At 58.3% G+C, this 22,548-nt stretch carries 25 protein-coding genes and 1 other annotated feature; of the genes, 14 read left to right on the forward strand and 11 right to left on the reverse strand.

Features of this window, described 5'->3' with window-relative positions; all coding sequences use genetic code 11:
• Nucleotides 1-14: 14 nt before the first annotated feature.
• Both nhaC and H8790_RS07770 read left to right on the forward strand, forming a co-directional pair.
• Nucleotides 15-1,454, forward strand: a complete 1,440-nt coding sequence (nhaC, locus tag H8790_RS07765) for a Na+/H+ antiporter NhaC (RefSeq protein ID WP_243208454.1) — start codon at nt 15-17, stop codon at nt 1,452-1,454.
• Nucleotides 1,455-1,577: 123 nt separating this feature from the next.
• Nucleotides 1,578-3,071 (forward strand): Na+/H+ antiporter NhaC family protein, encoded by a 1,494-nt coding sequence (locus H8790_RS07770; protein ID WP_187331983.1) that lies wholly within the window; start codon nt 1,578-1,580, stop codon nt 3,069-3,071.
• 236 nt (nt 3,072-3,307) lie between these two features.
• Here H8790_RS07770 and rplL read toward each other — a convergent pair whose 3' ends face one another.
• The 7 genes from rplL to rpmG form a co-directional block, all read right to left on the reverse strand.
• The gene (gene rplL, locus H8790_RS07775; protein WP_187331984.1) at nt 3,308-3,679 is read right to left on the reverse strand and encodes a 50S ribosomal protein L7/L12; all 372 of its coding nucleotides are present in this window, start codon (nt 3,677-3,679) and stop codon (nt 3,308-3,310) included.
• A gap of 46 nt (nt 3,680-3,725) precedes the next feature.
• Nucleotides 3,726-4,265 carry a 50S ribosomal protein L10 gene (gene rplJ, locus H8790_RS07780; RefSeq protein ID WP_187331985.1) on the reverse strand — a complete coding sequence of 180 codons (540 nt, stop codon included), beginning with the start codon at nt 4,263-4,265 and terminating at the stop codon, nt 3,726-3,728.
• Between the two features lie 31 nt (nt 4,266-4,296).
• Nucleotides 4,297-4,420: a sequence feature (ribosomal protein L10 leader region), on the reverse strand.
• A gap of 55 nt (nt 4,421-4,475) precedes the next feature.
• Entirely contained in the window at nt 4,476-5,165 is a 690-nt protein-coding gene (gene rplA / locus H8790_RS07785) for a 50S ribosomal protein L1 (protein WP_187331986.1), read from the reverse strand.
• A gap of 103 nt (nt 5,166-5,268) precedes the next feature.
• A complete protein-coding gene (gene rplK, locus H8790_RS07790) occupies nt 5,269-5,694 on the reverse strand; it encodes a 50S ribosomal protein L11 (RefSeq protein ID WP_187331987.1) in 426 nt (141 codons plus the stop codon).
• A gap of 102 nt (nt 5,695-5,796) precedes the next feature.
• Entirely contained in the window at nt 5,797-6,321 is a 525-nt protein-coding gene (gene nusG / locus H8790_RS07795; protein ID WP_187331988.1) for a transcription termination/antitermination protein NusG, read from the reverse strand.
• 10 nt (nt 6,322-6,331) lie between these two features.
• The gene (gene secE / locus H8790_RS07800; RefSeq protein WP_187331989.1) at nt 6,332-6,544 is read right to left on the reverse strand and encodes a preprotein translocase subunit SecE; all 213 of its coding nucleotides are present in this window, start codon (nt 6,542-6,544) and stop codon (nt 6,332-6,334) included.
• 40 nt (nt 6,545-6,584) lie between these two features.
• Nucleotides 6,585-6,734, reverse strand: coding sequence for a 50S ribosomal protein L33 (gene rpmG, locus H8790_RS07805; RefSeq protein ID WP_187331990.1), 150 nt, complete (start codon nt 6,732-6,734; stop codon nt 6,585-6,587).
• 304 nt (nt 6,735-7,038) lie between these two features.
• Between rpmG and ruvX the strand changes: the two genes are divergently transcribed.
• Nucleotides 7,039-7,464 carry a Holliday junction resolvase RuvX gene (gene ruvX / locus H8790_RS07810; RefSeq protein ID WP_187331991.1) on the forward strand — a complete coding sequence of 142 codons (426 nt, stop codon included), beginning with the start codon at nt 7,039-7,041 and terminating at the stop codon, nt 7,462-7,464.
• Nucleotides 7,461-8,042 carry a hypothetical protein gene (locus H8790_RS07815; RefSeq protein ID WP_187331992.1) on the forward strand — a complete coding sequence of 194 codons (582 nt, stop codon included), beginning with the start codon at nt 7,461-7,463 and terminating at the stop codon, nt 8,040-8,042. The genes ruvX and H8790_RS07815 overlap by 4 nt, the downstream gene beginning before the upstream one ends.
• Before the next feature lie 37 nt (nt 8,043-8,079).
• Here H8790_RS07815 and H8790_RS07820 read toward each other — a convergent pair whose 3' ends face one another.
• The gene (locus tag H8790_RS07820; RefSeq protein WP_187331993.1) at nt 8,080-8,571 is read right to left on the reverse strand and encodes a DUF4330 domain-containing protein; all 492 of its coding nucleotides are present in this window, start codon (nt 8,569-8,571) and stop codon (nt 8,080-8,082) included.
• 127 nt (nt 8,572-8,698) lie between these two features.
• Between H8790_RS07820 and csaB the strand changes: the two genes are divergently transcribed.
• Complete coding sequence (gene csaB, locus H8790_RS07825; protein ID WP_187331994.1) at nt 8,699-10,930, forward strand: polysaccharide pyruvyl transferase CsaB; 2,232 nt, start codon at nt 8,699-8,701, stop codon at nt 10,928-10,930.
• A 19-nt stretch (nt 10,931-10,949) separates the two neighbouring features.
• Here the strand turns inward: csaB and H8790_RS07830 are convergent, their stop codons facing one another.
• The 3 genes from H8790_RS07830 to H8790_RS07840 all read right to left on the reverse strand — a co-directional run bounded on the left by H8790_RS07830 (nt 10,950) and on the right by H8790_RS07840 (nt 13,213).
• Entirely contained in the window at nt 10,950-11,126 is a 177-nt protein-coding gene (locus H8790_RS07830) for a DUF6774 domain-containing protein (RefSeq protein ID WP_187331995.1), read from the reverse strand.
• A 16-nt stretch (nt 11,127-11,142) separates the two neighbouring features.
• On the reverse strand, nt 11,143-11,853 hold the full coding sequence (locus tag H8790_RS07835; RefSeq protein WP_187331996.1) for a DUF421 domain-containing protein: 711 nt from the start codon (nt 11,851-11,853) through the stop codon (nt 11,143-11,145).
• Between the two features lie 70 nt (nt 11,854-11,923).
• Nucleotides 11,924-13,213 carry a chloride channel protein gene (locus H8790_RS07840; protein ID WP_187331997.1) on the reverse strand — a complete coding sequence of 430 codons (1,290 nt, stop codon included), beginning with the start codon at nt 13,211-13,213 and terminating at the stop codon, nt 11,924-11,926.
• A gap of 316 nt (nt 13,214-13,529) precedes the next feature.
• On the opposite strand from H8790_RS07840, the gene serC reads away from it, so the two are divergent.
• The 9 genes from serC to H8790_RS07885 all read left to right on the forward strand — a co-directional run bounded on the left by serC (nt 13,530) and on the right by H8790_RS07885 (nt 22,548).
• Nucleotides 13,530-14,621, forward strand: coding sequence for a 3-phosphoserine/phosphohydroxythreonine transaminase (gene serC, locus H8790_RS07845; protein WP_187331998.1), 1,092 nt, complete (start codon nt 13,530-13,532; stop codon nt 14,619-14,621).
• Between the two features lie 40 nt (nt 14,622-14,661).
• Nucleotides 14,662-15,570: a D-2-hydroxyacid dehydrogenase gene (locus tag H8790_RS07850; RefSeq protein ID WP_187331999.1), complete on the forward strand. Its 909-nt coding sequence runs from the start codon at nt 14,662-14,664 to the stop codon at nt 15,568-15,570.
• Nucleotides 15,571-15,825: 255 nt separating this feature from the next.
• Nucleotides 15,826-16,476: a TrkA C-terminal domain-containing protein gene (locus tag H8790_RS07855; protein WP_187332000.1), complete on the forward strand. Its 651-nt coding sequence runs from the start codon at nt 15,826-15,828 to the stop codon at nt 16,474-16,476.
• Complete coding sequence (locus H8790_RS07860) at nt 16,473-17,591, forward strand: betaine/proline/choline family ABC transporter ATP-binding protein (RefSeq protein WP_187332001.1); 1,119 nt, start codon at nt 16,473-16,475, stop codon at nt 17,589-17,591. Before H8790_RS07855 ends, H8790_RS07860 begins: the two co-directional genes overlap by 4 nt.
• On the forward strand, nt 17,588-18,229 hold the full coding sequence (locus H8790_RS07865) for an ABC transporter permease (protein WP_187332002.1): 642 nt from the start codon (nt 17,588-17,590) through the stop codon (nt 18,227-18,229). Before H8790_RS07860 ends, H8790_RS07865 begins: the two co-directional genes overlap by 4 nt.
• Complete coding sequence (locus H8790_RS07870; protein ID WP_187332003.1) at nt 18,226-19,749, forward strand: glycine betaine ABC transporter substrate-binding protein; 1,524 nt, start codon at nt 18,226-18,228, stop codon at nt 19,747-19,749. The genes H8790_RS07865 and H8790_RS07870 overlap by 4 nt, the downstream gene beginning before the upstream one ends.
• Nucleotides 19,750-19,928: 179 nt before the next feature.
• The gene (locus H8790_RS07875; protein ID WP_187332004.1) at nt 19,929-20,174 is read left to right on the forward strand and encodes a hypothetical protein; all 246 of its coding nucleotides are present in this window, start codon (nt 19,929-19,931) and stop codon (nt 20,172-20,174) included.
• An 87-nt stretch (nt 20,175-20,261) separates the two neighbouring features.
• Entirely contained in the window at nt 20,262-21,464 is a 1,203-nt protein-coding gene (locus H8790_RS07880; protein ID WP_187332005.1) for an ABC transporter substrate-binding protein, read from the forward strand.
• A gap of 169 nt (nt 21,465-21,633) precedes the next feature.
• Nucleotides 21,634-22,548 (forward strand): branched-chain amino acid ABC transporter permease, encoded by a 915-nt coding sequence (locus tag H8790_RS07885; RefSeq protein ID WP_187332006.1) that lies wholly within the window; start codon nt 21,634-21,636, stop codon nt 22,546-22,548.

Consider the following 22,548-nt stretch of genomic DNA (forward strand, 5'->3'; position numbering starts at 1 on the left):
GAGAGGAATTTATTATGGAGAATAACGAGCAAAATTTCCAGCCAAAAACTTGGGTATCCTTTGTCATTATGGCTTTCCTGGTTGCAGCCATGTGCTCTGCCATCTTCCTGACTGGTCAGCAGCTGCACATTACCATGCTGACCTGCATGGGGTTCTGCATCCTGATGCTGGTACTTACCGGCTGCCCCTACTCCAAGATTGAGGAAGCCATCATCTCCAGCGGAAACCTGACCATCCCCACGCTGATTATCCTTTACACCATCGGCGCTGTGATGGGCTCCTGGATTGCCAGCGGCACGGTCCCCATGATCATCTATTGGGGCCTGAAGCTGATTAACCCGGGCCTGTTCCTGGCCACCGCCTGCATCGCCTGCATGATTACATCCCTGGCTACCGGCAGCTCCTGGTCCACCATCGGCACCGTGGGCGTCGCGCTGATGGGCGTTGGCATGGGTTTGGATATGAACCCCGCCATGACCGCGGGCGCCATCGTTTCCGGCGCTGCCTTCGGCGACAAGATGTCCCCCATGTCCGATACCACCAACGTGGCCCCCGCTGTGGCAGGCGCAGACCTCTTTGACCACATCAAGGCCATGCTCACCACCGGCGGCCCCGCCATCGTGATTGCCTTGGTCGGCTTCACCGTTCTGGGGTTCAGCCACAGCGGCGATGCCAACAGTGAAACCATTGCTCAGATCCTGGAATCCCTGGAGAGCATCTTCCAACTGAACCTCACCACCCTGATCCCCGTGATTCTGGTGCTGGTTCTGGCCATTAAGAAGTTCCCCGCCTTCCCGACCCTTTTGATCTCCGCCCTGGTTGCCGCAGCTCTGGCGATTCTGGTTCAGGGCCAGAGCATCCCCGGCATCATGAGCATCATGGAAAACGGCTTTGTCTCCGACACCGGCTTCTATGACATTGATAAGCTGCTCTCCCGCGGCGGCATGTTCTCCATGCACTACACCGCCAGCCTGACCGTCATCGTCATGGCCTTCGGCGGCATCCTGGAGAAGTGCGGTGTGTTGGATGAGATTCTGAGCAAGATGCGCGGCCTGACCCGCACCGTGGGCACCATGGTCGCCACCACTGTGGTGATCGAGATCCTGCTGAACCTGGTCACTGCCAGCCAGTACATGACCATCATCCTGGGCGGCAAGCTGATGATGCCCGTTTACAAGGAGAAGGATATGCTGCCCCAGTGCCTGTCCCGTACACTGGAGGACTCCGGCACCGTCACTTCCCTGCTGATCCCCTGGAACCTGTGCGGTGCCTTTGCCTCTGCGGCCTTGGGCGTGGGCTGTTTCACCTATCTGCCCTTTGCCCTGTTTAACTGGATCTGCCCCCTGATCGCTGTTGTTTGGGGTTTCCTGGGTCTGTTCCAGTGGAAGACCGGTCAAAAGCCCAGCAAGAAGACCTACCGTCCTGTGGACTCCGAGGCACCTGTCTCTAAGTAAAATTGGCGCACAGTGCAAATACCAGCATGCGGAATCACCAAAGAAAAAACTCCGATCGTTGCTAAAAGACCAAGGAAAATTTGAATCCCAAAAGTCTATATAAAACGGAAAGGATGTTCATCAATGAGTACAGATACCAAAAACAAGGGCCCGAGAGAGGAATCAGTAGGACTGGCAATTTTCAAGTTCGTCCCCCTGTTTGTCTTCATCCTGCTGGTCATCTTCCTTCAGCTTGACCTGTTGGTTGCCGCACCCATCGCCGTCTTCTGCGCCGTTGTGGTAAGCATGTATGTCAACCGCAACAATTTCGACGCTGCCTTTGAGTTCGGCGTCAACTCCGTCCGCAGCATTGTCATGGTGTTCTTCGTCAGTATGTTCGCCTATGGCGTGGGCGAGTGCTTCATGGCTACCGGCGTCGGCGCCTCTATCATCAACCTTTCTCTGGCAGCTGGCGTCACCGGTCAGACCATTGCCCCGCTTTCCTTTATCCTGACCTGCCTGCTGTCCTTGGCGACCGGTACCTCCTGGGGCACCTTCGCTGCCTGCGCCCCCATTTTCCTGTGGCTGAACTACATCCTGGGCGGCAACACCACTCTGGTGCTGGGCGCCATCGCCGGCGGCTCTTGCTTTGGTGATAACATCGGCATGATCTCCGATACCACCGTTCTTTCCTGCGGCATGCAGGACGTCAAGATCATCGACCGTGTGAAGCACCAGGGCCCTTGGTCCATTCTGTGCATCATCATCACGCTGATCATCACCTTTGCAATGTCCCTCTCCCTGCCCTCCACTCAGGGCAGCCTGGCCGAAGCTCTGGAAAACATTCCTCCTGAGGCGTATGCCGCTTTGGAAGTGGAGCGTCCCGCCGCACTGTCTCTGTTGGAGCAGGTCCAGACCGGCGTTCCCATCTACATGGTCATCCCCTTCATTCTGGTCATCGGCACTGCCTTCACCGGCATGAACACCATGCTGTGCCTTGGCACCGGCATGCTCTCCGCCATGATCCTGGGCACCTTCGCCGGCACCTGCACCCCCATGACCTGGCTGAACGACATGGTTCTCTCCGCGTTCGGTGAGTCCGGCAGCTGGGCCATCGTCATGATGATGTGGGTCGCGGCCTTCGGCGGCATCATGAACAGTATGAATGCCTTCGAACCCCTGGCAAAATTGGTCGTCAGGCTGTCCAAGAATGTCCACCATCTGATGGGCTGGTGCGGTATCCTGTGCGTCGTCGGCAACGCCGCCCTGTCTGATGAATCCGCTGAGATCGCTACCTTCTCCCCCATCGTCCGCGGTATTGTTGAGGAGAACGTGGAGGCCACGGAGGAAGAGCAATACAGACTGCGCACCCGTCTGGCTACCTTTACCGATGCCTTGGGTGTGTACGGCTCTGAAATGATCCCCTGGCACTGCTTCCCCGTGTTCTATCTGGCCATCGCTTCCGCGGTGTTCCCCATCGTTGAGATCAGCGTTTGGGATATCATCGTAAACAACTGGATGTCCATGATCTCTGTGGTCAGTATCCTGGTCCTCACCTTCACTGGCTTGGATCGCTTTATCCCCCTGTTCAGACTGCCTGATGTAAAGCTGAGAAAAGAAGCCAAGGCAGCCAAGTAAATCCTGATCAACTCTGTTTTGCACATAACAAGGGAAGAGGCGCGCCGCATCTGCGGTGCGCCTCTTCCCTTTCACCCACCATGAGGACTTCACTCTGAACCGTTTTATCACATCGGATCTCAGGCAAGACATCCAAAATCGGCACCCGATGCGGATGATTCCGTGAGAGCACCCATATGCGTAAAAAAAGCCCCCAAGGCAAATTTGCCTTGGGGGCTTTTTTGATAGTTTGCTGCTTACTTCAGCTCAACCTTAGCGCCGGCCTCTTCCAGGGTCTTCTTCAGGGTCTCGGCCTCGTCCTTGGAGACAGCTTCCTTCAGGGTCTTGGGAGCGCCTTCGACAGTAGCCTTGGCCTCAGCCAGGCCCTGGCCGGTGATCTCACGAACAGCCTTGATGACCTTGATCTTGGCAGCGGCGTCAAAGCCGGTCAGGACAACGTCAAAGTCAGTCTTCTCCTCAGCAGCGGGAGCAGCAGCACCAGCAGCGGGAGCAGCCATGGCAGCGGCGGAAACGCCGAACTCTTCCTCCAGAGCGTGAACCAGCTCGGACAGTTCCAGGACGGTCAGAGCCTTGATCTCTTCGATCATAGCAGTAACTTTTTCAGACATTTGATTAGCCTCCTAATAGTAAATTTCAGATTTTGTGTACCGCCGATTATTCAGCAGCAGGAGCAGCCTCTTCGGCTGCGGGAGCGTCCACAGCGCCGTTCTTTTCGGCGATCTGCTTCAGGACGCAGGCCAGGCCGGAAATGGGGGCCAGCATGGTACCCAGCACCTGGGCCTGCAGGACAGGCAGAGCGGGGATGGAAGCCAGCCGCTGGATGGTCTCCATGGGGACAACCTTGCCCTCCATGAAGCCGCCCTTGATCTCGAACTTGCCGTCTAACTTCTTGGCAAAGCCGGAGAGGACCCGGGCGGGAGCCACGGGATCATCGGACAGGGCCAGAGACGTGGTGCCGTTGAGCAGCTCGTCCAGCTCATTGAGGCCAACGTTGTTGAATGCAAAGCGAAGCAGGGTGTTCTTCACCACGGCGTAATCCACACCGCTTTCACGGCACTCGCTGCGCAGGGCAGTATCCTCTGCAACGTTGATGCCCTTGTAGTCGACGATCACGCCGGCCGCGGCTTTCTGCAGCTTTTCAGTCAGATTGGCGACAATGGCTTGCTTCTCACTGAGAACTTTTGCGTTAGGCATACTTGTTTTCACCTCCAGAGATTGATCGGTGCGTTCAAAAAGAAAACCGTCCTCGTGCGCAAAGACACAAGGACGGTGTAGCAATCACTTGCTGTCCTCGGCAGGTCTTATGGGGAACCCCCTCCTGCTGTCTTTGGAACGCATCACTTAGTATATCAAACCGTCAAAATTTGTCAAGAGACAATTTTGCGGCAGATACCGCGTGTGGAATTAAACCTTGGCGGCGTTCATCTTCACGCCGGGGCCCATGGTGGAAGCAGCGACGCAGCTTCTCACATACTGGCCCTTGGCGGAGGCGGGTTTCGCCTTGATGATGGCGCCCATCAGAGCATTGTAGTTGTCCGTCAGCTTCTCAGGGCCAAAGGACACCTTGCCGATGGGGCAGTGGATGATGTTGGTCTTGTCCAGGCGGTACTCAATCTTACCGGCCTTGACCTCCTTCACAGCCTTCGCCACGTCGGGAGCCACGGTTCCGGCCTTGGGGGAAGGCATCAAGCCCTTGGGGCCCAGCACCTTACCAAGACGGCCCACCACACCCATCATGTCAGGGCTGGCGATGACCACATCAAAATCAAACCAGTTTTCCTTCTGGATTTTCTCCACCAGGTCCATATCGCCCACATAGTCGGCGCCGGCCTCGCGGGCGGCGTCAGCCTTGTCGCCCTTGGCGAATACCAGGACGCGGACGGTCTTGCCGGTTCCGTGGGGCAGCACGATGGCGCCGCGGACCTGCTGGTCGGCGTGACGGGAGTCAACGCCCAACTTCACGTGCAGTTCGACGGTCTCGTCAAACTTGGCGGAAGCGGTCTTACAAATCAAACCGAAGCCCTCGGCAGCATCGTACAGGGTGTTCTTGTCGATCTGCTTCGCGCTCTCTTTATACTTCTTGCCTCTAAACAATGTTACTTCCTCCTCATAGTGGTTATTCGGAATACTCCTCCCACTGTATGGAACGGCCTAAGCCGCTCAAATATGTGAGTATTTTTGCGGTTGCCGTGACGAATCAGTCGCCCACCACGACGCCCATGGAGCGGGCGGTGCCGGCGACCATGCTCATGGCTGCTTCCAGGCTGGCCGCATTCAGGTCCTTCATCTTGAGCTCGGCGATCTTCTGGACGGAGGCCTTGGAGATGGTAGCCACCTTGGTCTTGTTGGGGACACCGGAGCCGGACTCGATGTTGCACTCCTTCTTGATCAGGACAGCCGCGGGAGGCGTCTTGGTGATGAAGGAGAAGGAGCGGTCGGCGTAGACCGTGATCACGACGGGGATGATCATACCCATGTCGTTCTTGGTGCGCTCGTTGAACTCCTTGGTAAAAGCAGCGATGTTGACGCCGTGCTGACCCAGGGCAGGGCCGACGGGGGGCGCGGGAGTTGCCTTGCCCGCGGGGATCTGCAGTTTTACATAACCGGTAATTTTCTGTGCCACGAAGTAGCACCTCCTAATTGAATAATGTGGTGTCGGCCGCTCTGCGGCCGGATTTGGCGGGGCTGGAGCCCCTCCCACTTGGTTTGCCGCCAGAGCGGCTTGTTACTTCTGAGTCTCCACCTGGTCGAGCTCCAGCTCTACCGGTGTCTCTCTGCCGAACATGGACACCACGACCCGGACCTTGTTCTTCTCCGGCTCGATCTCCTCCACGATCCCCATAAAGCTGGCCAGGGGGCCGTCCACGATCTTCACATGGTCGCCCACATTGTACTTCACGACGATCTCGTGTTTCTCCATGCCCAGGGCAAGGACCTCTTCCTCGGAAAGAGGGATTGGCTTATTGGCAGAACCGACAAACCCTGTCACACCGCGGACATTGCGCACCAGGTGCCAGGTCTCGTCGGTCAGAACCATCTTGATCAGCACGTAGCCGGGGAATACCTTCCGCTCCACTTCCTTGCTGGCGCCGGAATCGGAAACCTCGGTGACCATCTCCATGGGGATTTCCATTTTCAGGACCATATCCTCCATGCCGCGGCCTTTGACAAACTTCTCGATGCTGGTCTTTACGGCGTTTTCATAGCCGGAATAGGTATGCAGCACATACCACTTAGCGCTATCAGCCATACCGGTCTCCTTAGCCCGCCAGGGCGCCGATCAACAGCTGAATGGCGTTGACGGCCACATAGTCAAAGACCCAGATGCATACGCCAATCGCCAGAGAACAGAGCAAAACCGTACCGGTGTTCTTCGCCACGGTCTTGCCTTCAGGCCAAACGATCTTCTTCAGTTCGCTTTTCATCTCGCGGAACCAACGGCCGCGGTCCTTCTTTTTCTTTTCCTCTGCCATGTTCAGTTTACACGCCCTTTCTCATTCGTCCGTATTTCCATTACTTGGTCTCGGTGTGAAGCGTGTGCTTGCGGCAGAAGGGGCAGTACTTGTTCATCTCCAGACGATCCGGGTCATTCTTCTTGTTCTTCATCGTGTTATAGTTTCTCTGCTTGCACTCGTTGCATCTCAAAGTGATCTTAACGCGCATCTAACGGCACCTCCTTATTATTGGGCGATCCGCTTTTCGGGACCGCCGCTTGCCTCCCTGCTTTGGAAAAAGGAATTTTCTGCCCTGCGTAAAAAGCGAAAAAAGCGCATGACAAAATAGCCCTTTTTCACAGGTAAGTATAAGTTTAACACAGGAAAATCATCAGGTCAATAACTTTTTCACTGAAAAACCAATCTTTTCTGCCTCGGTGTTTCATTTTGTGCTCAACCGGGCACATTCTCCGTTTCCAGGCGGCAGCACACTATAATATGAAATAAAATCCGATCAAACTAAGGAGTATGCTATGCGTATCATGGCCATCGACTACGGCGACGCCCACACCGGAATCGCCATTTCCGATCCCACCGGTTTTCTGGCCGGCCACACCGACACCATCCACTCCCGGCGTCAGGAACAGGTGGTGGCAGAGGTCTGCGGGCTTTGCCGGGCCCACGGCGTGGAGGAGCTGGTGCTGGGCCATCCGCTGAATATGGACGGCACCCGCGGACCCCGGGCGGAAAAAGCGGAAGCCATGGCGGAGCTCCTGCGGCAGTCCACAGGGCTTCCGGTCGTGCTGTGGGATGAGCGGCGCACCACCATCGATGCCCATCAGATTCTCATGGGCGCGGGCAAAAACGCCAAGAAACGGAAAAAAACCGTGGATGCGGTGGCCGCCGCGCTGATTCTGGAGGGGTATCTCACCTTTAAAAAAAGTCAGGGGGAGCCATGATGACTGCGCCGGAAAAGCTGTCGGTTCTCTCTCAGGCGGCCCGCCTTTTGGACCGGGAGGGCCTTATTTGGGCGGCTGGAGCCTCCCTGCTCCTCTACAGCCTGGGGATCGTGTCCGATTTCCACGACGTGGACCTGCTGATCCGAAAGGGGGACGAGGCCGCGGCAGATCAGATTCTATCCTCTCTGGGTCAACCATATCCCCGGAGACCCCAGAAGCCCTATGCCACGGAGGTCTTTTGTGAATACAACATCCGGGGGCTGGAGATCGATCTGATGTGCAACTTGGCGGTGGAGCACGATTCCGGTTGCTATGTCTACTGTTTTGAGGAATCCCATGTGGCTGAGCGCCGCCTCCTGTCCGGCTGCATGATCCCCTTCCCCTATCTGGAGGACTGGTATCTGCTCTACCAGCTCTTCCCGGACCGGGAGGAAAAGGTGCGTTTGGTGGAGGAGTATCTGGCCGCAGGGCACCTGAACGCCGGGCGCCTGCGCCGCCAGTTGGAGGCATCCCCGATCCCGCAGCACGTCCAACAGCGCTCGGAGCGTCTGCTGCGCCGCTGTACCGCCGGAACATAAAAAAGCCGCCTCCCGGCCGGGAGGCGGCACGTTCTTTTTATTCGGGGATATCCCACTCTACAGAGGTGATCACGCCGCCGGTGACTTCGATGAACTCACTTTTGACGATGTGGTCGCTCTTGCCCACACGGATTTCCTGGGAGCCCACCTCGGAGGTGATGACTGCGGTGTTTGCCACCGTGCCCTCCAGGGAGAAGACCAGGTCCACCTTGCCGTACTCCTCTACCCACTGCCCATCGGCGGTCATTACGTAGTGGGGCTCCTTCTCCACGCCCACGATGTTCACCGAGCACAGCTCGCCGTTGGACATCACCTGGGAGGGAATATATTTGAGGGCTTCGTCGTAAACCCGCTCGTCGATCTCCTCGCACTTCACCGTGTACTTGATGCCGATGCGGCTGCTTTCCCCTCCGGAACCCGAGCCCCGGTTGACCAGCTTATAGCCCACAAACGCCACGACCACAACCAACAGCACGATTACGAGGAAGTCAATGATATTCAATTTCCCGAACAGCTTCTTCTCTTTCATGGCAAACTCCTTTGCTTGACCTTATGGGACAGGCACTGTATAATACTTTCGTTAACTTCGACATTGTACCATGGTTTTTTCATCGGCACAAGTACCATTCTTCATTCTTTACGATTCGAGGACAGCTATGAAAGTCATTCATCTCATCAGCGGCGGCGACTCCGGCGGGGCCAAAACCCATGTGCTCAGCCTCCTGAAACACCTGAACAGGAGCATCACCGCCCAGCTGATCTGTTTTCGGGACGGCCCCTTTGCGGAGGAAGCCAGGAGCCTGGGCATCCCGACGCAAATCATGAACGGCAACAACGTGAGCCACGTCTGCCGCCAGTTGAGCCAGCACATCCAGGCCGAGGGATTCCAAGTGATCCACTGCCACGGCTCCCGGGCCAACATGATCGGCGCGCTGCTGCGCCGGCGGCTCCAGGTGCCGGTAGTGACCACCGTCCACAGCGACTACAAGCTGGACTACCTTGGCCGTCCCCTCAGCCGCCTCACCTTCGGCAACATCAACTCCTGGGCGCTGCGGAAGCTGGACTACCGCATCGGTGTGTCCGACGCCATGGTGGACCTGCTGATCTCCCGTGGCTTTCCCGCCGACCGGTTCTACACTATTTATAACGGCATCGATTTCACCCCCACGCGGGTGGACGAGGACCGGCTGGAGTACCTGCGGTCCCTGGGGGCGGACGTGGATGAGCACTCCGTGGTGGCCGGCATCGCCGCGCGCTTGAACCCGGTCAAGGACATGTCCACCCTGATCCGAGGCTATGCCGCGGCCTACCGCCAGTGCCCCAATCTGCGGCTGGTCATCGCGGGCGACGGCGAGGAGCGCCAGATGCTGGGCAAGCTTGCGGAGGAACTTCAGGTGCCGGTGTGCTTCGCCGGGTGGATCTCCGGCGGTATGGACCGCTTCTACCACGCACTGGACATCAACTGCCTGACCTCGCTGTCCGAGACCTTCCCCTATGCCCTGACGGAGGGGGCCCGCTGGAAGCTGGCCACGGTGGCCACCGCCGTGGGCGGTATCCCCTATCTCATCGACCAGGACGTCAACGGCTTCCTGTTCACGCCCGGGGACCACGAGGCCCTGGGCCGCGCCCTGGCCACCCTGGCCCGGGACGAACAGCTGCGCCGCGACATGGGCCGGCGGCTCTATGAAAAGGCCTCCACCCACTTCTCCATCCAGAATACGGTGGACACCCAGCTGCACATCTATGAAGAGGTGCTCCGGCGCTACCACCGCCCCAAACAGAAGCGGGACGGCGCCGTGATCTGCGGCGCCTATGGCCGGGGCAACGCGGGGGATGACGCCATTCTGGAGGCCATCTTACGGGAGATGCGGGAAATCGACCCGGACATGCCCATCACCGTGCTGAGCAAAAACCCCCGGGACACCCGCCTCACCTACCGGGTGCAGGCCGTCCACCGCTCCAACCTCTTTGCCTGGCCCCGGATCATGGGCCGCAGCAAGCTTTATATCAACGGCGGCGGCAGCCTGATCCAGGATGTCACCAGCCGCCGGTCCCTCTGGTACTACCTCAATAACATCGCCACCGCCAAGCGGCGCGGCTGTGAGGTGCAGATGTACGGCTGCGGCATCGGCCCCATTCTGCGGGAAAACCACAAGAAGTTGGCTGCCGATATCCTCAACCGCTATGTAGACGTCATAACGCTCCGGGAGCCGGACTCCCTGCAGGAGCTGCGGGCCATCGGCGTCTCCGGGCCCAAAATCCTGTTGACGGCGGACCCGGCGCTGACCCTCCCCAAGGCGGACGACGACGTGGTGGACAGCACCATGCTGAAGGCCGGAATCCCGCCCCACGGCAGGTATATCTGCTTTGCCCTGCGCCACTGGAAGGGCTTTGACGCCCGGGCCGCCTGCTTCGGCGAGGCTGCAGAGTACGCCTACAGAACCTATGGCCTGACCCCGGTTTTCGTTTCGGTGGAAAAGCACTCTGACCCCTCCGCCGCGGCGTTGGCCGCCCGGGACCTCAAGGTGCCCCGCTACTTCCTGCCCGACGCGGGCGGCGCCGGGTCCATCATCGGCGTGCTTTCCCGGATGGAGGTGGTGGTCTCCATGCGGCTCCACGCGCTGATCTTTGCCGCCGGCCAGGGAGTCCCCCTGGTGGGCGTGGTCTACGATCCGAAGGTGAGCGCCTTTTTGCGCTATATTGGCCAGGAGCTGTTCGTGGATTTGGAGCGCCTCTCCACCGACGACCTCAAGGCCATGATCGACAGGGCCGTGAAGCTGGGGGAAAATCCCGATGCCCAGCGGCAGGCGGTGGAAAAGCTGCGGGAGATGGAGAGCGGCAACCTGCGTGAGGCGCGGGAGCTGCTCAACCGTACGGCAGAAAACTAATAAAAACCGGACCGGGAGCCTATCCCGGTCCGGTTTTCTTTGCCTCGCACTGCGCCCGCACCACGGCGATCGTAGCGAGCGTGTCTCCTAACTGCGTCAGGAAGGCCGCCGCCAGGGCCAGCTCGTCGTCCGTCATCGTCTGCGCCAGCGTCACTGCCAGCGTATTGATCCCCGTGGTCAGGCAGAAGCCATCCATCTTTCATCACCCGTCTCTATTCTATGCCGGCAGATTCCGGTCCTTTCGGCGGATGCATGGGAAATACAGTGATCTGATTGCTTCCGTCGCACAGCGCCAGCAGCACCTCTTCCGCACCGTGATAGCCCTGCTTGGAGAGGGTGCGCTGCAGCCAGGTTTCGTCCTTTCCCATCCGCTTCAGGTTCTGCGGCAGCGCATAGCCATCCAGGACCAGGGGCAGCTGCAGCAATTCCTGCTGAGGCTGGATGGAGAAGTCCGCCGGCGTGGCCGGCCGCTGCATGGCCTTGGGCAGAAAGCTCACCTTTCCGTTGTGCTCAAAGACGGCCGTCTGAATCTGGTTCAGATCGAAATACCCCTCAATGCGGCAGTAGGTCAAAAATTCTGATAAATCCAGTTTGGCCTTTTTCAGGTTCTCCCGGTAAATGACCCCTTTGTCCAGCAAAATGATGGGCTTTCCGCTGAGCATGCGGCGCGCCTTCAGGGACTTTTCGGTCCAGATGGTGATCCCCAACGCAACAAGGCCGTAGACGATCATCGCCACCAGCGGCTGAATTGGCTGCTCCAGTTCCGTTGCAAGCTCCGCAGCAATGGAGCCGATGGTGATTCCGATCACATAGTCGAACATGGTCATCTGGGAGACCTGCTTGCTGCCCATCAGCTTAGTCAGGATCAGCAGAACCACAAGGGAGACCAGGGAAATTCCGGCGACACTCAGCACTTCAATCATAAAACCCCTCCTGCCAGGCTCGGCAGGCCTGCCGAGCAGTACGGGAGCAGTTTGTGTCATAAGCCTGAATTTATTCCTCCTCTTCCCAGATCTGCCCCGCGTGGTATTCGTTGGCCTTGGCATTGATGTACTGGGCCTTCAGCTTGGAATAGAGAATGGTCTGGCTGCTGTACAGCCCGTTGTAGCCGGAGAGCATGTAGCTGATGCCGCAGGAGAGGGCGAAATAGAGCATCCCCCCGGCGCCGAACAGCTCAATGCTCAAAAAGATGGAGGCGATTGGGCAGTTCACCGCCCCGCAGAACACAGATACCAGCCCCAGCGCCGCGCCGAAGGCGGCGGGAATCCCCAGCAGCGGCCCCATCCAGCAGCCGAATGTGGCCCCCACGAAAAAGGAGGGCACCACTTCTCCGCCCTTGAATCCCGCGCCCAGCGTCACGGCGGTGAATAGTATCTTCAAAAGGAACGACTCCGGCCGTGCCGCGCCGCCCTCCACGGCCCGGACGATCACCTCCATGCCTGCGCCGTTGTAGTCCCCGGTTCCACAGAGAAAGGTCAGCACAATGACGGCACATCCGCCCACGGCCGCCCGGACCCACGGATTGGGCAGACACTTCGTCAGGGCGCGCTGGAGGTAGTGGATGCTGTTGCAAAAAAGGATGGACACGAGGGCACACAGCGCGCCCAGGACCGCCACCCGGGCCATCATGGCCGCATCCAACTCCGGCGCGGCCACGGCAAAGCGGGTGGGCTCCACCCCCAGCTCAAGGGAGACCCAATAGGCGGTCAGCGACCCCACCAGGCAGGGAATGAACGCGGCGTGGTACAACACGCCGATGCTGACCACGACGATGGCGAACACCGTGGCGGTGAGCGGAGTCCCGAAGAGGGCGGAAAAAAAGGCCGACATACCGCACAGCGTGGCCGTGCGGATGTCCCGGTCGTCCATTTGGAACATCATGCCCATGTGGTAGCCGATGTCGCCGCCCATCTGAAGGGCCGCGCCCTCCCGGCCCGCGCTGCCGCCGCAGAGGTGGGTCAGCAGCGTGCTGAAAAAGATGGTGGGCAGCAGCCAGATGGAGAGCCCCTTCCCAAGGTGGACCACATCGATGATATCATTGGTGCCCTGGCCCTCCGTGCGGGTCAGCTTGTAGAGCCCCACAATGGCCAGGCCCGCCGCCGGCAGCAGCCACAAAAGCCAGGGGTGTCCCGTACGGTACTCCGTCGCCAGCTCCACCCCCATGTGGAACAGCGCGCCAAGAATGCCGCAGCAAAACCCCGTCACCACCGCCAGGGCCACCCACTTGCCCAAGGCGGTCAGATACAGCTTCACCCGGTAAAAAAATGCCCTGCACGCGTCCATGCGTCCCTCTCCCATCCATTCAACTGCGCCCTCCGGCGATTTCCCCATTCCGGCCGTCTGATCAAGCCGTTAAAATCCCGTTAAAAATATTATAAAAAATTCCCCGGCGGAATGCAACTCCCTTTCCTGGGGAATGGAAAACACAATTTTCGCCTTTCTATCCGCCCCCTGGCTCCAACATGACGCTTTTTCATTGCTGAGAGTTCAAAATTTTCAGCTTCCTTGGTTGAATATCCCATCCGGATGTCGTATACTGATGACATAAATGAAAAAACAGAGCACCCACAACTGAAAACAGAAAATGGAGGCAACGAAAATGAAGTACGGTCGCACATTCAATTTCTCCGCAGGTCCCGCCATGATGCCCGAGCCTGTCCTGGAGGAGATCGCCGGCGAGGTGCTGAACTATCGCGGCAGCGGTATGAGCGTGATGGAGATGAGTCACCGCTCCAAGGTGTTCCAGACCATTGTTGACGAGACAGAGGCTGATCTGCGCAAGCTGATGGGCATCCCCGACAACTACAAGGTCCTGTTCGTCCAAGGCGGCGGCACGCTGCAGTTTGCCATGGTTCCCATGAACCTGATGAAAAACGGCGTGGCCTGCTATGTGGAAACCGGCTCCTGGTCCAAGAAGGCCATTGCCGAGGCCAAGAAATACGGTGAGGTGAAGGTCGTCGCCTCCAGCGCGGACAAGAACTTCACCTATGTCCCCGACTGCTCCGATCTGGATATCCCCGACAACGCCGACTATGTCTACATCTGCGAAAACGAGACCATCAACGGCACCACTTATACCTCCCTGCCCAACACCAAGGGCAAGATCCTGGTCTCCGACCAGTCCTCCATGTTCCTGTCCAAGCCCTGCAACGTCTCCGACTACGGCCTGATCTGGGCCGGCGTCCAGAAGAACGTGGGCCCCGCCGGCATGGCCGTGGTCATCGTCCGTGAGGACTTGATCCGCGACGATCTGGCGGACTATGTGCCCACCTACATGAAGTACAAGACCCACGCCGACAGCGGCTCCATGTACAACACCCCCAACTGCTGGGCAATCTACTGCTGCGGCAAGGTGTTCAAGTATCTGATGGACATGGGCGGCCTGGAGGCCATGAATCAGCGCAACATCGAAAAGGCCCAGGTCCTGTACGACTTCCTGGATTCCAGCAAGCTGTTCAAGGGCACTGTGGAGAAGCAGTACCGCTCCCTGATGAACATCCCCTTCACCACCGGCGACAAGGAGATGGACGCCGACGTGGTGGCTGCCACCAAGGCCGCCGGCTACGATAACCTGAAGGGCCACAAGAGTGTGGGCGCACTGCGCGCCTCTACTTATAACGCCATGCCCAAGGAAGGCGTTGAGGCCCTGGTGGGCTTCCTGAGCAAGTACGAGGCGGAGCACACCAAGTAAGCCGCTGACTCTACATTATAAATTAAAGGAGACGTTTCATATGCGTATTCTGGTTACTGACGGTATGGACAAGACCGCCCTGGCCAAGCTGAAGGAAAACGGCCATGAGGTAGTGGAGCAGTTCTATGAGCCCGACGCCCTGGGCGCCGCGCTGAAAGAGTTCGACGTGGCTGTGGTTCGCAGCGCCACCAAGGTCCGCGCAAAGCAGATCGACGAGGCCAAGGGCGGCAAGCTGAAGGTCATCATCCGCGGCGGTGTGGGTGTGGACAACATCGATGTGGACTATGCCAAGGAAAACGGGATTGAGGTCCGCAATACTCCCCGCGCCTCCTCCAACGCTGTGGCAGAGCTGGCTCTGGCCCACATGTTCTCCTGCGCCCGCAACGTATCCGTGGCCGGCCACACCATGCGGGAAGGAAAGTGGGAGAAGAAGGCTTATTCCAAGGGCATGGAGCTCACCGGCAAGACTCTGGGCGTACTGGGCTACGGCCGCATCGGCCAGTCCATCGGCGCCAAGGCCCAGGCATTCGGCATGAACGTCCTGGCATACGATATCTTCAAGGTGGACGGCCTGGAGTGCGACACCATGCACTATGCCGAGATGGATGAGGTGCTGGCCAACTCCGACATCATCACCCTCCACACCCCTGCCATCGAGGGCAAGCCCTTCATCAACCGTGAGACCATCGCCAAGATGAAAGACGGCGTGATCTTCATCAACACCTCCCGCGGCACCAACGTGGACGAGGAGGCCCTGTTGGAAGCGCTGAACTCCGGCAAGGTCCGTGCCGCCGGCCTGGACGTGTTTGCCGAAGAGGCCGCCAGCAACAAAGAACTGCTCAATCATCCCCACGTCTCCTGCACCCCCCACATCGGCGCGGGCACCCAGGAGGCCCAGCAGCGCATCGGCATGGAGATCGTCGACATCGTCGAGAGCTTTGCCAAATAAATCTGGTTTTCTCCCTCTCCCCTCCGGCTTTTGCCGGAGGGGTTTTTTTGTCCATTTCATTCTGCCAACTTCTACTTTTTATTAAGTTGTAATTAAATTGTTACACTTTTTGCGCAATATTAACGCCATTTTCTCTAAATATCTCACATTTTCGCAATGTTCATAAATAATTAACAACTGACATCCTATTGACATTCTAAAGTTGTTAGTATATAATAAGTCCATCTTACTTACAGATGGATTGGAAGTGGCTGCATGGCGGAGAAAGTAGTACCTGCACAATATCTGCAAATTGCCTACGATCTGGCGTCCCGGATTGCCAGCGGTGAGTTTCAGGAGGGCAGCAAAATCTACGGCCGGTCCGTGATGGCGTCGGAGTATTCCGTCTCGCCGGAGACCATTCGCCGGGCGCTGAAGCAGTTAGCGGATATGCGGGTGGTGGACGTCAGGCCCCAGAGCGGGGTCAACGTGCTTTCAGCGGACAATGCCAGGCGGTATCTGGAGCAGTACGGCGAACACTCCGACACCTTTGCCCTGTACGCGCAGCTCAAGGATCTGATCGGCGAGTACACGGAGCTCAATCACCGGCTGATCGACGTGACCACAGCGCTGCTGAGCAACAGCGCCACCTATTCCGCCGCTGCCAACCGCCCTTTTCCAAACTATGAAATCCGCATTCCCAAGGACTCTGCCCTGATTGGGAAAAGCATCGGCTCCATCCGCTTTTGGCAGGCCACCGGCGGCACCATCGTGGCCATCCGGCGTGGGCAGCATGTGATCCTCTCCCCCGGCCCCTTTGCCGAACTGTATGCGGGGGACGTCATTTTGATGGTGGGGAGCGAGGATGCAGTCAGCGCCGCCGAAGAATTCGTCAATCGTAAAATTGTAAAGGAGAGTGTGATATGATCGAATTTCAACACGTGTCAAAGTCCTACGGGAAGACGCAGATTCTGAAGGATCTGACCTATACCCTGAAAGACGGCGAATTTGTCGTTTTGATCGGCCCCTCCGGCTGTGGAAAAACCACCTCGTTAAAAATGATCAACCGGCTCATCGAGCCTGACAGCGGTCATATCCTCATCGACGGGAAAGACGCCGCCTCTATAAACCCGGTGGAGCTGCGCCGCCACATCGGCTATGTCATCCAGCAGATCGGCCTGTTCCCCAACATGACGGTGGCGCAGAACATCTGTGTGGTGCCCCGGCTGCTGAAGTACGACAAGGCCCGCTGCGACCAGATCGCCCATGAGCTTTTGGAGATGGTAAACCTGCCTTACGAAAAGTATGGCAGCAAGTACCCCAGCGAGCTTTCCGGCGGGCAGCAGCAGCGCATCGGCGTACTGCGGGCCCTGGCCGCCTCCCCTCCCATCGTGCTGATGGATGAGCCATTCGGCGCGCTGGACCCCATGACCCGCGAGGTGCTGCAGGACGAGGTAAAAAGCCTTCAGCAGAAGCTGAACAAGACCATCGTCTTCGTCACCCATGACATGGGCGAGGCGCTGAAGTTGGCGGACACCATCATCTTTATGGAGTCCGGTGAAATCGTGCAGCAGGCCTCTCCCGAGGAGATGCTGGAGCACCCCGCCAGCGACTTGGTGCGCAGCTTCCTGGGCAAGCATACCTCCGAGTCCTCAGCCCCCTCCAAGGTGGAAAACTACATGCGCACCAACGTGTTCCGGGTCAAGAAGAACCGCGGCGTCCTGGAGTGCGCGGAGATGATGGCGCGCAACAGCGTGGATACGCTTCTGGTCACCGACGAGTCCGGCAAGTACCTGGGCACCGTCTCCATCGGAGATATCCGCCACTGGGGCCGGGAGCTGACCAGCATCGAGCCGCTGATCCGCCAGACCGTGCGGACCGCTCAAATGGGCGACGACGCCAAGGAGAGTTTTGATTACCTGCTGGATTCCGGCGCCAACTACGTGGTCATCCTGAACGAGGACAACACCATCGCCGGCATTGTGACCAAGACCAGCGTGGCCCGGTCGGTGGCGCAAAACCTCTGGGGGGACAGCAAATGAAAGAGTTCTTTGCTACGTATGGCAGCATGCTGATCAAGGCCATCGGGATCCATACCGTGTATGTGCTGATCTCTGTGGCCATCGGCTTCCTGTTAGGACTTGCCTTCGGCATCCTGCTCTCCCGGGTTCCCAAGTGGTCCGGCATCATCCTGCCGATCATCTCCATCTTCCAGACCATTCCCGGCCTGGTGTTCATCGGCGTGCTGTTCCTCTACATTGGTATGGTGCCCGCCACGATCATCATCGCCCTTTCCATCTACGCCATGTTCCCAGTGCTGAAAAACACCTACACCGGTATTTTGGGCGTGGCGCCCCAGTACGTGGAGGCGTCCAAGGGCTGCGGCATGTCCGCCGTCCAGACCCTCTTCCAGGTGGAGCTTCCGTTGGCCATGCCCACCATCATCGCCGGGCTCCGGATGTCGGCCATCTATACCGTCAGCTGGACCGTCCTTGCCTCCATGATCGGGCTTGGCGGACTGGGTGACTTCGTCTATCAGGGCGTATCCTCCAACAACAACACGTTGATCATCGCTGGAGCCATTCCCGCCGCCATTCTCGCGATCGTGGTGGGCGCTGCCATCGACCTGCTGCAAAAGAGGGTCACGCCTCACGGCATGCGTAAGGAGGTGGGCAAATGAGTTGGGCACTGGTATGGCAACACCTGTTTATTGTGCTGGCCGCCAGCGTGCTGTCCATTTTGGTGGGCCTGCCGTTAGGCGTCCTGTCCTACATGTACCCCAAGGCCCGGTCTATCATCCTGCGGATCGTTGACCTGCTGCAAACCATCCCCTCCCTGGCCCTGCTGGGCATCATCATGGTGTTCCTGGGGGCAGGAAAGCTGACGGTCATCATTGGAATCACCCTCTACTCCCTGCTGCCCATTGTGCGCAACACCTGCTTAGGGCTCCAGGAGGTGGACTCCGGCGTCAAGGAAGCCGCCCGGGGCATGGGTATGAGCCGGTTGTACCGGCTGCTGAACGTGGAATTCCCCCTGGCTTTCCCCATGGTGTTCACCGGCGTGCGCATTGCCGTGGTCAATGCCATCGGCTCTGCCGTGTTCGCAGCCTTTGTGGGCGGCGGCGGCCTGGGCAGCATCATCACCCGGGGCATCCGCATCCAGGACATGGGCCTGATCCTTTCCGGCACCGGCGCGCTGATGATCATCGCCGTGGTACTGGACCTGCTGATGGGCGCGTTCGAGCAGAAGATGAAGAAAACCCGGGGCGGCGGGGGCAAGCGGATGTGGATCCCCGTGGCGGCGCTGCTGCTGGCCTTTGTGCTGATCCTTCCCTTCGGCCTGCGGGATACCACCGGGGCCAACGAACTGATCCTCTATGACGGCGACTACAGCGAAACCCAGGTCATGCACCACATGATCAAAATGTTGGTGGAGGATCAGACGGATCTGACTGTCACCATCAAGGATCAGATGTCCCAGGTGAACAACTTCAACTCCCTCAAAGGCGGCAGCCACACCTGCGACATGATGATCAGCTACGACGGTACGCTTCTGACCACCTTCCTCAAGCTGGACCCGGAGGATGTGCCGGAAGGCATGTCCATCTACGACTATGCCAACGAGGTGGCTTTGGAGCGCTACGATATGCGCCTGCTGGAGAAACTGGGGTTTGACAACACCTATGCCATCGCCGTGCCGGAATCCGTGGCGGAGCAGTACAGCCTGGAAACGGTCAGCGACTTGATCCCGGTGGCAGGCCAGCTGGTCTTCGGCGCTGAGCATGAGTTCTTCACCCAGGAGGGCAGCATGAAGTTCGGCCCCTTCACCGCTTTTTATGGCCTGAATTTCAAGGATGTCGTCTCCGTGGACGTGAGCCTCAAATATGCCGCCGCGGAAAAGGGCAGCTTTGACGTCACAGAGGTGTACGCCACCGACGGCTTAAACCGCAAGGCCAAGCTGAAGGTGTTGGAAGACGACAAGGGCTTTTTCCCCGATTACAACGGCGCATTCCTGGTCCGGGAGGATACCTTTGAAAAATTTGCCGGCACCGCCCCCAACCTGGAGGAGGTCCTGAACCTGCTTGCCGGCCAGATCGCCAACGATGACATGGTGGAGATGACCTATCAGGTGGATGTCCAGGGCAGGGACGTGGACGATGTGGTCCGGGAATTCCTGGACAGCCGCGGCCTGTTGGGATAACTTGAAAAGGAACCGTGGGAGGCCACCTCCCGCGGTTCTTTTGTGCAGTATTGTTAAAAAGAGCGAGATCATTCTCTTGGTTTATGCAAAAAGATGGTAAATACGACGATTGACATTTGCTTCCGTCTTCTCTATTATAGTAAATATCTTCATAAAATCATGTGGAAAGGAGCCTCATCATGACGATGTACCGCAATGCCAATCAGCGTACGTTTGCGTCTGCCTGTGATGCAGAGGCTTCTTTTTCCTGCGCTCATACTGCCGCTGTTATTCTGGACGCCATTCTGGCGTCCTTTTTTGTTATTCTGGTATGCCTGGGCATCCTTGTATCCGTATGCCTGGTATCCCTGATTCTGGTATGCTTGATTAGCCTGCTGATTCTGGGAAAAATTCAATCGCCAAGAGAACGAGCGCTTACCGCCTAAACTGGTATGCAAAAAGTGGCTCTGCTCTTTTGGCAGAGCCACTTTTTTGTATAAATTGTCATTACATTAAAAAGGAGATCAGAAAAGATGAAAAAGTTTGTGTGTCTCATGATGGCCATGGTTATGGTCGTCGCATGCCTGGCCGGCTGCGGGAATTCCGGCAGCGCCTCCGGTTCCGGCTCTGCGTCCGGCTCCGGTGCTTCCTCCTCCGGTTCCGCCTCTGGTGCGGCCTTTAAGTTAGGCGGCACAGGCCCCCTGACCGGCGGTGCCGCCATCTACGGCAACGCCGCCTACCACGGCGCCCAGATCGCCGTGGACGAGATCAATGCCATGGGCGGCATCCAGTTCGAGCTGAAGTATGAAGACGACGCCCACGACGCTGAAAAGGCCGTCAACGCCTATAACGCCCTGAAGGGCTGGGGCATGCAGCTGTCCCTGGGCTCTGTCACCTCCAAGCCCGCTGAGGCCACCTCCGCCAAAAACTTTGAGGATCGTATTTTTGCCCTGACCCCCTCCGCCTCCTCCGTGGCAACCACCGAGGGCAAGGACAACGTCTTCCAGATGTGCTTCACCGACCCCGGCCAGGGCGCCAAGTCCGCTGAGTACATCGCCAACAAAAACCTGGGTACCAAGATCGCCGTCATCTGGAAAAACGACGATGTGTACTCCAAGGGCCTGTACGACACCTTTACCGCAGCTGCCGAGGAGCTGAACCTGGACATCGTCTCCGACACCACCTTCAATGACGGCAATGCCACCGACTTCTCCGTCCAGCTCGCCGACGCTCAGACCAAGGGAGCCGATCTGGTGTTCCTGCCCATGTACTATGACGTGGCAGCCCTGATCTTCAACCAGGCCAACTCCATGGGCTACGCGCCCAAGTGGTTCGGTGTGGACGGCATGGACGGCATCCTGTCCGTGGAGGGCTTTGACACCTCTCTGGCCGAGGGCGTCATGCTGCTGACCCCCTTCGCCGCCGACGCCAGCGACGAACGCACCCAGGCCTTCACCGCCAAGTATCAGGAGCAGTTCAACGAGATCCCCAACCAGTTTGCCGCCGATGCCTATGACTGCGTTTACGCATACAAGCAGGCTCTGGAAGCCGCTGGCTGCACCCCCGACATGAGCAATGAGGAACTGTGCAACGCCATGATGGAGCAGTTCACCACCATGACTTTCGTCGGCCTGACCAGCGACGAATCCGGCATGACCTGGGAAGCTTCCGGCGCCGTCTCCAAGAGCCCCAAGGGCATGGTCATCCAGGACGGCTCTTACGTGGGCCTGGATTAATCGCAATTCAAAAGCTCACCCGGCGGAGCGGGGCGCACAGCGCCCCCTCCGGCCCCGGGGGCCAGTGCGTATCTGAAAGGCGCCGGCGCGCCGGTACTTTTCAGATGCGCTCTGCTCCCGTCTTCGGGGGCTCTTCCTCCTGTCAATTTGAATCAAGAGGTGTGTGCAAATGACTTTCCTCAATTTCCTGATCAACGGGATCAGTCTTGGCAGCATCTATGCTATTATCGCCCTGGGCTACACCATGGTCTACGGCATTGCCAAGATGTTGAACTTCGCCCACGGCGACGTGATCATGGTGGGTGCGTATGTGTGCTTTTTCGCCGTGTCCACCTACTCCCTGCCGCCCCTGGTGGGGATTTTGCTGGCCGTTGTGATCTGCACGGTATTGGGCATGGTGGTGGAGCGGCTGGCCTACAAGCCGCTGCGCCAGGCTCCCTCCCTGGCGGTGCTGATCACCGCCATCGGCGTCAGCTACTTTTTGCAGAACGCCGCGCTGCTGCTTTGGACCAGCAATACCAAGATGTTCCCCAACTTCTTCACCATCACGGAGAAAACTGCGGATGGTGAGATCGTGAAAAACGGTATCCAGCTCTTCGGCGGAGCGCTGAACATCTCCTTTGTCACCATCATCACCATCGTCACCTGCCTGGTCATCATGCTGGCCCTGACCTTCTTCACCGGCAAGACCAAGATGGGCAAGGCCATGCGTGCCTGTTCGGAGGACAAGGGCGCCGCCCAGTTGATGGGCATCAATGTCAACTCCACCATTTCCCTGACCTTTGCCATTGGCTCCGGCTTGGCCGCTATCGCCGGCGTGCTGCTGTGCTCCGCCTACCCCACGCTGGTGCCCACCACCGGCTCCATGCCCGGTATCAAGGCCTTTACCGCCGCGGTATTCGGCGGCATCGGCTCCATCCCCGGCGCACTGTTGGGCGGGTTGATGCTTGGCATCATCGAAATCTTTGCCAAGGCCTACATCTCCACCCAGCTCAGCGACGCGGTGGTGTTCGCCGTGCTGATTGTCGTGCTGTTGGTCAGACCTGCGGGTCTCTTGGGCAAGCAGATCCGCGAGAAAGTGTGA

The sequence above is a fragment of the Oscillibacter hominis genome, from assembly GCF_014334055.1.
GTDB classification, from domain to species: Bacteria; Bacillota; Clostridia; order Oscillospirales; family Oscillospiraceae; genus Oscillibacter; species Oscillibacter hominis.

Coding starts and splice junctions, on each gene's coding strand:
- H8790_RS07865 (WP_187332002.1), top strand. CDS start 17,588: ATGAAAGAGTTCTTTGCTACGTATGGCAGCATGCTGATCAAGGCCATC.
- ruvX (WP_187331991.1), top strand. CDS start 7,039: ATGCGTATCATGGCCATCGACTACGGCGACGCCCACACCGGAATCGCC.
- rplL (WP_187331984.1), bottom strand. CDS start 3,679: ATGTCTGAAAAAGTTACTGCTATGATCGAAGAGATCAAGGCTCTGACC.
- H8790_RS07875 (WP_187332004.1), top strand. CDS start 19,929: ATGACGATGTACCGCAATGCCAATCAGCGTACGTTTGCGTCTGCCTGT.
- H8790_RS07835 (WP_187331996.1), bottom strand. CDS start 11,853: ATGATTGAAGTGCTGAGTGTCGCCGGAATTTCCCTGGTCTCCCTTGTG.
- H8790_RS07850 (WP_187331999.1), top strand. CDS start 14,662: ATGCGTATTCTGGTTACTGACGGTATGGACAAGACCGCCCTGGCCAAG.
- H8790_RS07870 (WP_187332003.1), top strand. CDS start 18,226: ATGAGTTGGGCACTGGTATGGCAACACCTGTTTATTGTGCTGGCCGCC.
- csaB (WP_187331994.1), top strand. CDS start 8,699: ATGAAAGTCATTCATCTCATCAGCGGCGGCGACTCCGGCGGGGCCAAA.
- rplJ (WP_187331985.1), bottom strand. CDS start 4,265: ATGCCTAACGCAAAAGTTCTCAGTGAGAAGCAAGCCATTGTCGCCAAT.
- serC (WP_187331998.1), top strand. CDS start 13,530: ATGAAGTACGGTCGCACATTCAATTTCTCCGCAGGTCCCGCCATGATG.
- H8790_RS07885 (WP_187332006.1), top strand. CDS start 21,634: ATGACTTTCCTCAATTTCCTGATCAACGGGATCAGTCTTGGCAGCATC.
- H8790_RS07840 (WP_187331997.1), bottom strand. CDS start 13,213: ATGGACGCGTGCAGGGCATTTTTTTACCGGGTGAAGCTGTATCTGACC.
- H8790_RS07855 (WP_187332000.1), top strand. CDS start 15,826: ATGGCGGAGAAAGTAGTACCTGCACAATATCTGCAAATTGCCTACGAT.
- H8790_RS07830 (WP_187331995.1), bottom strand. CDS start 11,126: ATGGATGGCTTCTGCCTGACCACGGGGATCAATACGCTGGCAGTGACG.
- H8790_RS07860 (WP_187332001.1), top strand. CDS start 16,473: ATGATCGAATTTCAACACGTGTCAAAGTCCTACGGGAAGACGCAGATT.
- H8790_RS07820 (WP_187331993.1), bottom strand. CDS start 8,571: ATGAAAGAGAAGAAGCTGTTCGGGAAATTGAATATCATTGACTTCCTC.
- nhaC (WP_243208454.1), top strand. CDS start 15: ATGGAGAATAACGAGCAAAATTTCCAGCCAAAAACTTGGGTATCCTTT.
- H8790_RS07815 (WP_187331992.1), top strand. CDS start 7,461: ATGATGACTGCGCCGGAAAAGCTGTCGGTTCTCTCTCAGGCGGCCCGC.
- secE (WP_187331989.1), bottom strand. CDS start 6,544: ATGGCAGAGGAAAAGAAAAAGAAGGACCGCGGCCGTTGGTTCCGCGAG.
- nusG (WP_187331988.1), bottom strand. CDS start 6,321: ATGGCTGATAGCGCTAAGTGGTATGTGCTGCATACCTATTCCGGCTAT.
- rpmG (WP_187331990.1), bottom strand. CDS start 6,734: ATGCGCGTTAAGATCACTTTGAGATGCAACGAGTGCAAGCAGAGAAAC.
- H8790_RS07770 (WP_187331983.1), top strand. CDS start 1,578: ATGAGTACAGATACCAAAAACAAGGGCCCGAGAGAGGAATCAGTAGGA.
- H8790_RS07880 (WP_187332005.1), top strand. CDS start 20,262: ATGAAAAAGTTTGTGTGTCTCATGATGGCCATGGTTATGGTCGTCGCA.